This window comes from Streptomyces sp. C (genome assembly GCF_000158895.1).
GTDB lineage: Bacteria > Actinomycetota > Actinomycetes > Streptomycetales > Streptomycetaceae > Streptomyces > Streptomyces racemochromogenes.
Window position 1 is genome coordinate 412,389 of record NZ_GG657750.1, and the last position, 7,091, is coordinate 419,479.

General features: G+C 73.2%; 12 protein-coding genes and 1 pseudogene. 6 read left to right on the forward strand and 7 right to left on the reverse strand.

From position 1 onward, the window contains the following. Nucleotides 1-131: 131 nt before the first annotated feature. Complete coding sequence (locus SSNG_RS41675) at nt 132-347, forward strand: hypothetical protein (RefSeq protein ID WP_007262121.1); 216 nt, start codon at nt 132-134, stop codon at nt 345-347. A 112-nt stretch (nt 348-459) separates the two neighbouring features. Next, nucleotides 460-762: a hypothetical protein gene (locus SSNG_RS02045; RefSeq protein ID WP_007262122.1), complete on the forward strand. Its 303-nt coding sequence runs from the start codon at nt 460-462 to the stop codon at nt 760-762. Here SSNG_RS02045 and SSNG_RS02050 read toward each other — a convergent pair. Then, nucleotides 743-1,495, reverse strand: coding sequence for a DUF72 domain-containing protein (locus tag SSNG_RS02050; RefSeq protein WP_007262123.1), 753 nt, complete (start codon nt 1,493-1,495; stop codon nt 743-745). The two genes, SSNG_RS02045 and SSNG_RS02050, sit on opposite strands and share 20 nt — an antisense overlap. Before the next feature lie 37 nt (nt 1,496-1,532). After that, nucleotides 1,533-2,009, reverse strand: a complete 477-nt coding sequence (locus SSNG_RS02055; protein ID WP_042800397.1) for a hypothetical protein — start codon at nt 2,007-2,009, stop codon at nt 1,533-1,535. 541 nt (nt 2,010-2,550) lie between these two features. Here SSNG_RS02055 and SSNG_RS02060 point away from each other — a divergent pair. Beyond that, on the forward strand, nt 2,551-2,814 hold the full coding sequence (locus tag SSNG_RS02060; RefSeq protein WP_042800398.1) for a GlsB/YeaQ/YmgE family stress response membrane protein: 264 nt from the start codon (nt 2,551-2,553) through the stop codon (nt 2,812-2,814). On the opposite strand, the gene SSNG_RS39015 is transcribed toward SSNG_RS02060, so the two are convergent. From SSNG_RS39015 to SSNG_RS37675, 3 genes are read right to left on the reverse strand one after another with little or no spacing between them, the layout of a single operon-like run. Further along, complete coding sequence (locus tag SSNG_RS39015) at nt 2,795-3,187, reverse strand: gas vesicle protein K (RefSeq protein ID WP_007262126.1); 393 nt, start codon at nt 3,185-3,187, stop codon at nt 2,795-2,797. The genes SSNG_RS02060 and SSNG_RS39015 overlap by 20 nt on opposite strands. Next, nucleotides 3,184-3,384 (reverse strand): gas vesicle protein, encoded by a 201-nt coding sequence (locus tag SSNG_RS02070; protein WP_042800400.1) that lies wholly within the window; start codon nt 3,382-3,384, stop codon nt 3,184-3,186. Before SSNG_RS02070 ends, SSNG_RS39015 begins: the two co-directional genes overlap by 4 nt. Continuing rightward, complete coding sequence (locus SSNG_RS37675) at nt 3,381-3,599, reverse strand: GvpL/GvpF family gas vesicle protein (protein WP_007262128.1); 219 nt, start codon at nt 3,597-3,599, stop codon at nt 3,381-3,383. The genes SSNG_RS02070 and SSNG_RS37675 overlap by 4 nt, the downstream gene beginning before the upstream one ends. A 287-nt stretch (nt 3,600-3,886) precedes the next feature. On the opposite strand from SSNG_RS37675, the pseudogene SSNG_RS02080 reads away from it, so the two are divergent. The 3 genes and pseudogenes from SSNG_RS02080 to SSNG_RS02090 all read left to right on the forward strand — a co-directional run. Next, nucleotides 3,887-4,309: pseudogene (locus tag SSNG_RS02080) on the forward strand (cyclase); the annotation flags it as partial. Between the two features lie 246 nt (nt 4,310-4,555). Beyond that, nucleotides 4,556-5,770 carry a M4 family metallopeptidase gene (locus SSNG_RS02085; RefSeq protein WP_007262130.1) on the forward strand — a complete coding sequence of 405 codons (1,215 nt, stop codon included), beginning with the start codon at nt 4,556-4,558 and terminating at the stop codon, nt 5,768-5,770. Between the two features lie 2 nt (nt 5,771-5,772). Next, the gene (locus tag SSNG_RS02090) at nt 5,773-6,075 is read left to right on the forward strand and encodes a protealysin inhibitor emfourin (RefSeq protein WP_042800401.1); all 303 of its coding nucleotides are present in this window, start codon (nt 5,773-5,775) and stop codon (nt 6,073-6,075) included. Between the two features lies 1 nt (nt 6,076). Here the strand turns inward: SSNG_RS02090 and xdhC are convergent, their stop codons facing one another. Together xdhC and SSNG_RS41680 are read right to left on the reverse strand one after the other, a co-directional pair. Beyond that, nucleotides 6,077-6,886 carry a xanthine dehydrogenase accessory protein XdhC gene (xdhC, locus tag SSNG_RS02095; RefSeq protein WP_128636832.1) on the reverse strand — a complete coding sequence of 270 codons (810 nt, stop codon included), beginning with the start codon at nt 6,884-6,886 and terminating at the stop codon, nt 6,077-6,079. Nucleotide 6,887: 1 nt separating this feature from the next. Further along, a partial coding sequence (locus SSNG_RS41680; protein WP_042800402.1) for a hypothetical protein occupies nt 6,888-7,091 on the reverse strand: 204 nt, incomplete at its 5' end.

The window sequence follows — 7,091 nt, forward strand, 5'->3', positions numbered from 1 at the left end:
GTGGGGGGGGCGGGGATCCGGCGCCGTTCGGGGCAGTGGAGGGAAGCCCTGCCCGGGGCGGGGGGCCGGGCCGCGCATGGGGGCGCGGGCCGTCGCGTACCGGGCCCTCCCCCAGCGACAAGGAGTACGGGATGTCCTCGGACGTGGTGGAACGCTTCCTGGCCGCTCTCGACCCGGCCCACCGGGAGGCCGTGGGCGGGCTGCCGCGCGCGGAGCAGGAGCGGCTCGCCGCCGAGTGGGAGCGGGAGCTGGAACGGGACACCGACCTCGACACGCTGGACGAGCTGTCGCCGCCGGCCGCCGAGCACGAGGCCGCCCGCCGGGTGGTGGAGCGGGCGGCGGAGTAGCCCATTGTAAAAATGGGGCGATATGCATGCATATATCCCACCCGGGCCGGGTATTACGCCAGACCGAACCCCCTAGGTCCCGTAGCGGTACGGGACGGCTCCTGGAGGCCTCATGACCTGGGCATCATGGACCACCCGCGGCGTCTTCGCCGGACGCGGCGGCGTGCGGACCGCCGAGTCGGTGCTGCTGACCGGTGAGCTCGACGTCCACACCACCTGGACCGAGGACGACCGCCTCGCCCACGTCGCCGTCCAGCACAGCGGCGCGACGGAGTGGCTCACCCTGGCGGGCAGCCCCGCCCCGTGCCCGAGCGAGGAGGCCAGCCGTGCCCTGCACGACGCCGTGCTGCTGGCCGTACGCGCCGGGGGCGAGGCCACGCTCCCGCATCCCGACGTCACCGCCCCGGCCGGCTGAGCCGGCCGGGGGCGCCGGTGAGCCGGGCGAAGGTCCGGGCGTCGGTCACGGCCGCGCCGCCGGGGTCGTTGTTGAAGTAGGCGTGGACGTCGGCGTCCGGTGGCCAGGTGTCGGCGATGCGCGCCGCCCAGGTCCGCAGGGCGGTGCGCCCGTACCGGGGCCAGGGCTCGGCGCGGCCCTCGTGGAAGCGGACGTAGCCCCAGTCGGCGGTGCGCCAGAGCGGTGTCACCGGGCGTGAGCCCCGGTCCGCCCAGCACAGGGCGGCGCCGCGGCCGGTGAGCACCGACCGCACGGCGGGCGTCCACCACGACTCGTGCCGGGGTTCGACGGCCACCCGGGTGCCGGCGGGGAAGCAGCCCAGGCACCGGTCCAGCGCCTCGGGGTCGCACCGCAGCGTCGGCGGCAGCTGGAGCAGGACGGGGCCCAGCCGGTCCCCGAGGCAGGCGGCGTGCGCCATGAGGCGGCCGACCGGTTCCTCCGGATCGCGCAGGCGCTTGACGTGGGTGAGGAACCTGCTGGCCTTCACGGCCATCAGGAAGCCGGGCGGGGTGCGCTCGCGCCACCGGGCGAAGGTCTCGGGCGAGGGCAGCCGGTAGAAGGCGTTGTTGCTCTCCACGGTGCGGAAGTGCGTGGCGTACTCCTCCAGCCACAGCCGCTGGGGCCGGTCCGGCGGGTAGAACACGCCCTTCCAGTCCCGGTACTGCCAGCCCGAGGTGCCCACGGTCACGGGCATGCCGCACCCCCGCCGGGGCCCCCGCGCACCGCCGCCGTCACGGCAGCCCCAGCCAGAGGGCGGGGCACGCGCGGTCGTCGCCCGCCGCGGCCTCCGATGCGGTGAGCGCGAACACGTGCACCGTGACGGTCGGGCCCGCTTCGCCGACCGGGCGCATGCGGTGGTAGAAGGTCTCGTCGAAGCAGAAGCCGTTGCCGGCGCCGACCTCGTCGGTGTGCGGGGCGTTCCCGAGCCGGGCCCGTTCGTGGGTGAGCGCGCCCCGGGCCACGTACACCGCTCCCCGCATCCGCTCGTGGTCGAGGTAGGCGGCGCCCGGCGGCAGGCAGTCCCAGCCGAGGGCCCAGACGCCGAGGACGTCCGCCCGGTAGAGCGGGAGCCAGCTGCCCTCGCCGTCCGGTTCGACGAGCCGGGGCCGCCAGCGGTGGTAGTCGCGGCCCACGTCGTAGGCGATCTCCAGGAGTTCCTCGGGTTCCAGGGTGCGTTCGCCGCGCAACGCGGCCGGCCGGATGTCCATGGGTACACACCGCCTCGCATGCTCTGCACGGGCGCCGCCGGCTTCACCCGGGCGATTCTCCACCGGGCGCCTGCCCCGGAGCCGCCGTTCCATGCCGGTGCCGCGGCGCGGCCGGACGCGCGGCGGTGACGCCACCGGGTCCCGGGATTTCGCCCGGGGAATCCGGGGTAGCCGCACCCTGCGACCCCTGCCGGTATTCGCTCCGCCCTCCGTCGAACGGCTCGTCCGAACGCCGCCGGGGCTGTCGGCATTTCCCGGTACGGAATTCAGGAGAGACCCGTGAAGTTCACGCGGGGGCATCGGATGCGCCGGTGGCGCAGACGCCGGGCACTCGCCCGGTGGACACCCCGGGCCGTCGCCCGGCGGGCCTTCGGCCGGCTGGCGGTCTGGGGGTTGCGCCTGATGACGCGGGGGGCACGGTTGGCGCTGCGGCGCGCGCTCAGGGCCGCGCTGTAGGCCGCACCGGCCAGGTTTGAAATCACATTTACCGTGTAGAAGCGAGATGGACCACGACTTCACGCGACGAGAAGAAGAAGGCGTTATGGGCATCATCGCTTGGATCCTCATCGGGCTGCTCGCGGGCATCATCGCCAAAATGCTGATGCCGGGGAAGGACCCGGGCGGAATCATCGTCACCATACTCATCGGAATCGCGGGCGGACTGCTCGGAGGATGGCTGGGCAAGGTGATATTCGGCGTCGACTCCATCGACGGGTTCTTCGAGATCTCCACGTGGATCGCCGCCGTCGTCGGCTCGCTCATCCTGCTCGTCGTCTTCCGGTTGTTCAGCCGCGCCACACGGTGACGGAGGGCGCCGCGCACGAGGCGGCCCAGGTCAAGGCCCCGCCCCCCGGCGGGGCCTTCGTCTTGTCAGGGATCGAGGACGCGGCACACAGCTCGGTCATGCGCTCGTGCAGGGCGAGCAGGGTGGCTCCGAGTTCCTCCTCCTGGGCGTCGGTGAGGTCTCCGGCGTCGACCCGGCACAGGGCCTGGCGTTCGATGAGCTGGCGCAGGTCCCCCGCGGTCTCGGAGCCGGTGCGGACGCGGCGGGCCGGTGTCCGGGGCCCGTCCGGGGCTTCGGGCGGTGCCCGGAGCAGGCGGAAGGCGTCGGCCATGGTGTCGCCGACGGCCGTGAGGTCCGGCGGGCGGTGCGGCCGCGCGGGGCGTTCGGCGGTCACGGCCGCTCGCCGCCCCGGGCGGAGGGGCCGACGGAGGTGATGAGGGCGCGCAGGGACATGCGTACGAGGTCGATGTCCGCGACGGACAGGACGATGTCGCCGGTGATGACGACGCCGCCCGCCAGGAACCGGTCGAGGAGGTCGACGAGGGCGACCTGCCGGCCCGGCAGGGGCTCGTCCCGCCCGTCGGGGCTCATGACGGGGTGCCGGGCCGTGGTTGCGGCACGGCGAAGGAGTAGGGCGCCCAGGGGCCGGTGAGTTCGACGCGGACGCCCGGCAGGTCGTCGGCCGCGTGCCGGACGGCGGCGCGGAAGGCGTCGGCTTCGCCGTCGGGTACGAGGTAGGCGTCGTTGAGGACGTTCTCGCCGGTGTCGCCGCCGGCCAGGGGGCCCGTCTGGGCGGGGTGCCGCACGACGTGGGTGGCGTACCGGCCGGCCGTGGCGGCGATGCGTTCCGCGGCCCGTCCGGTCGCCGAGCTCGGCGACCTGTGGCATCTCGCCGAGCTTCTTCACGCCCTGCATGGCGAGCTCTTTCGGGTACTTCCGGCGCCGGGGGCCGGGCTCCGGCCAAGAAGGCTTCGCCCGGCCCGGCCGCGAAGAAGACCGCGGCGAAGAAGACGACGGCCCGTCGCAAGCCGGCCGCGCGGAGGTGAGGTGAACCATGGCCACCACACGACAGGGCGCCCGTGGCGCGGAGTGGGGACCGTCCACACGCAGCTGGAAGGCCACGGTCCAGGAGCAGGTGCCCGACGAGAGGATCGTCTGGACCACCGACGGCCCCAAGGGGACCACTCGGGGCTGCGTGAGCTTCCACGAGGTCGCCCCGTCACTGACCCGGATCCTCCTGGTCGTCGAGTACTACCCCTCCGGGCTCTTCGAGAGGACGGGCAACCTCTGGCGGGCACAGGGCCGCCGGATGCGTCTGGACCTGAAGAACTTCGACCGCTTCGTCACCCTGGCCACCGAGGAGCCGGAGGGCTGGCGCGGGGAGATCCAGGATGGCGAGGTCGTGGTCACCCACGAGGAGGCCCTTGAGGACGAGGCCGCGGAGGGAGAACCCGAGGACGACGAGGAGTACGAGGAAGACGGCGAGGCACCGCGCCCCCGGAGACGCCGGCGCTGAGAACGACGGCCTCGCGGAGGCCGGCGGGCGGCAGGGGCCCGGAGCGTTTGCCAGCCGCTACGGGCGGCAGGAGACTGGTGTTGTCAGCGTGGCCCCGCCGCGGGAATCAGGGCTGGTCGGCGCCAACGCTTCGATCTCCCCTGGCCAGTTGGAAGTCAAGGGGTCCCTCTGCGTTCCGGTATCTCAAATCCTGCGGCGAAGACGATGAACCGTCAACCGTTGGTCCTCTCGCTCAGGAGGTGCCCCATGAGTAGGACCCGCCCGATCAACTGCATCATCCCGCCGTACATCCTCGACAAGCTCATGGAGAGCGAAGACAGCGAGGTGCGGCAGGCGGCGTTGGACACCCTGCTGACCACCGCCCGCCTGCGGGGCGAACGGGCCATCCGCGCGGGACTCGCCGCGGTGTCCGCCGCCCCCGGCAACGCCCGGCGCACCGTCTTCGACTGCGAACACAGCGAAGACCTCGCGGACGCCGTCACGGCCAGGTCGGAGGACGGCCCGGAGTCCCCGGACGAGGCCGTGAACCGGGCGTTCGAGGCGCTCGGCCTGACCCGGGACTTCTACAAGGACGTGTTCCAGCGCAATTCGATCGACGACCAGGGGATGCGCCTGAACGGGTTCGTCCACTACGGCGTGCGGATCAACAACGCGTTCTGGGACGGCGGTGAGATGCTCTTCGGCGACGGGGACGGGGTGGAGTTCAGCAACCTCACCGGGTCCCTCGACGTCGTCGGCCACGAGTTGACGCACGGGGTCACCGAGCACACCTCGAACTTCGAGTACCACAACCAGCCCGGAGCCCTGAACGAGTCGATGTCGGACGTCTTCGGTTCGCTGGTCAAGCAGTGGTCGCTGAAGCAGACCGCCGAGGAGGCCGACTGGCTGATCGGCGCCGACGTGTGGACGCCGGGCATCGAGGGCGACGCCCTGCGGTCCATGAAGGCCCCGGGGACGGCGTACAACAACCCGCTGGTCGGCAAGGACCCGCAGCCGGACCGGATGAGCAAGTTCGTCCACCTGCCCGACACACCGCGCGGGGACAACGGCGGGGTGCACTACAACTCCGGCATCGCGAACAAGGCGTTCTACGCGACCGCCGTCGGGATCGGCGGATTCGCGTGGGAGCTCAGCGGGCGGATCTGGTACGAGGCGCTCAGGGCGTCCGCGCGCCGGGACAAGTTCCAGGACTTCGCGGACACCACCTTCCAGCAGGCCGGCAGGCTGTTCGGTGTCGGCAGCCCCGAGCAGGCGGCCGTGGTGGCGGGCTGGCAGGAAGTGGAGATCCAGATCACCGGAGTCCCGCCGGGCCTCGCACGGCCGCGCTCCTTCGCGGTCAACGGGCACGGCGGCACGGGCCGGGACGCCGATCTGGCAGCCCTGACCCGGCAGATCACCACGCTCAGCGACAAGGTGGCGGGGCTGGCCCGGGAAGTGGCCACCCTGAAGGGCTCCAGGTGACGATGAAGGTCACCCTGGAGTCGTACGGTGGGCTGGCGGCGGCTGCCGACCTCCGCCGGCCGCCCGGTGTGCTGGACTCGGCCGCCCTGCCCGAGGGCGCCGCGGCCGAGCTGGAACGGCTGGTGGCCGCCGCCGCGGCGGCGCCCCCTCCGGAGGATTCCGGCCGCGCCCGGGATGCGAAGGGCTACGCGATCACGGTGGAGGACGGCGGCCGCTCGACGGTCCTCGAACAGTCGGACGGCGCCATGTCCCCCGCCTTCGCGGCCCTGCTCGCCTGGCTCCGGGACCGCTTCGCGCAGGGGTGACTCAGCCCGCGTCCCCTTCGAAGGTCCGCAGCAGGTCCGCCGCGACCCCGACCGCGATGACCGCCGGCTCCTTGCCGGTGATCCCGGTCATCCCGATCGGGGTCTTGATCCGGTCGATGGCGGCCGCCTCGTGGCCGCCCTCGGTCTCCAGGCGGCTGCGGAACCGCGCCCACTTGGCGGCCGAGCCGATCAGCCCGATCGAGCCGAGACCGGGGGTGCGCAGCGCGGCGTCACACAGGGCGGCGTCCTCCGCGTGGTCGTGCGTCATGATCAGGACGTGCGTGCCGGGCGCCAGCTCCCCGAGCACCTCCTCCGGCAGCAGCGGCACGTGGTGCACGTGGACCTGTGCCACCGCGTCCGCGAGCACCGAGAGGCGCTCGTCCGCGAGCTGGTCGGGACGGGTGTCGATCAGGTGCAGGTCGAGGTCGTGGCGGGCCAGGATCCGCGCCAGCTCCATGCCGACGTGCCCGACGCCGAAGACCGCCACGGCCGGGACCACCGGCAGCGGTTCGAGCAGGACGCTGACCGCCCCGCCGCAGCACTGGACGCCGTGCGGGCCGGTGACCTTGTCGTTGAGGGCGAAATCCATCAGCTCGGGCTCCGGATCCGGCGCTCCGATCACCTCGCGGGCCCGGTCGATGGCGACGGCCTCGATGTTGCCGCCGCCGATCGAGCCCCAGGTCGCGGTCCGTCCCACGACGAGCTTGGCGCCGGCCTTGCGGGGTGCGTGACCGCGCACGGCCGCGACGGTCACGAGCGCGCCGGGTTCCCGGCGGGCCCGCAACCGCGCGACCGCGGCCACCCAGGTCATGTCAGACATTGCTCAGGACGCTCGCGTCGGCGGGGACCCCGCTGACGCCGCGCGCGCCGCCGCGACGGGCGGACTCGACCGCCCAGTACACCGCTTCCGGCGTCGCGGGCGAGGCGAGTTCCACGCCGGTACCGGCGGGGCCGAACGCGGCGGCGGCCTGCCGCAGCGCCTCCCGTACCGAGAAGGCCAGCATCAGCGGGGGCTC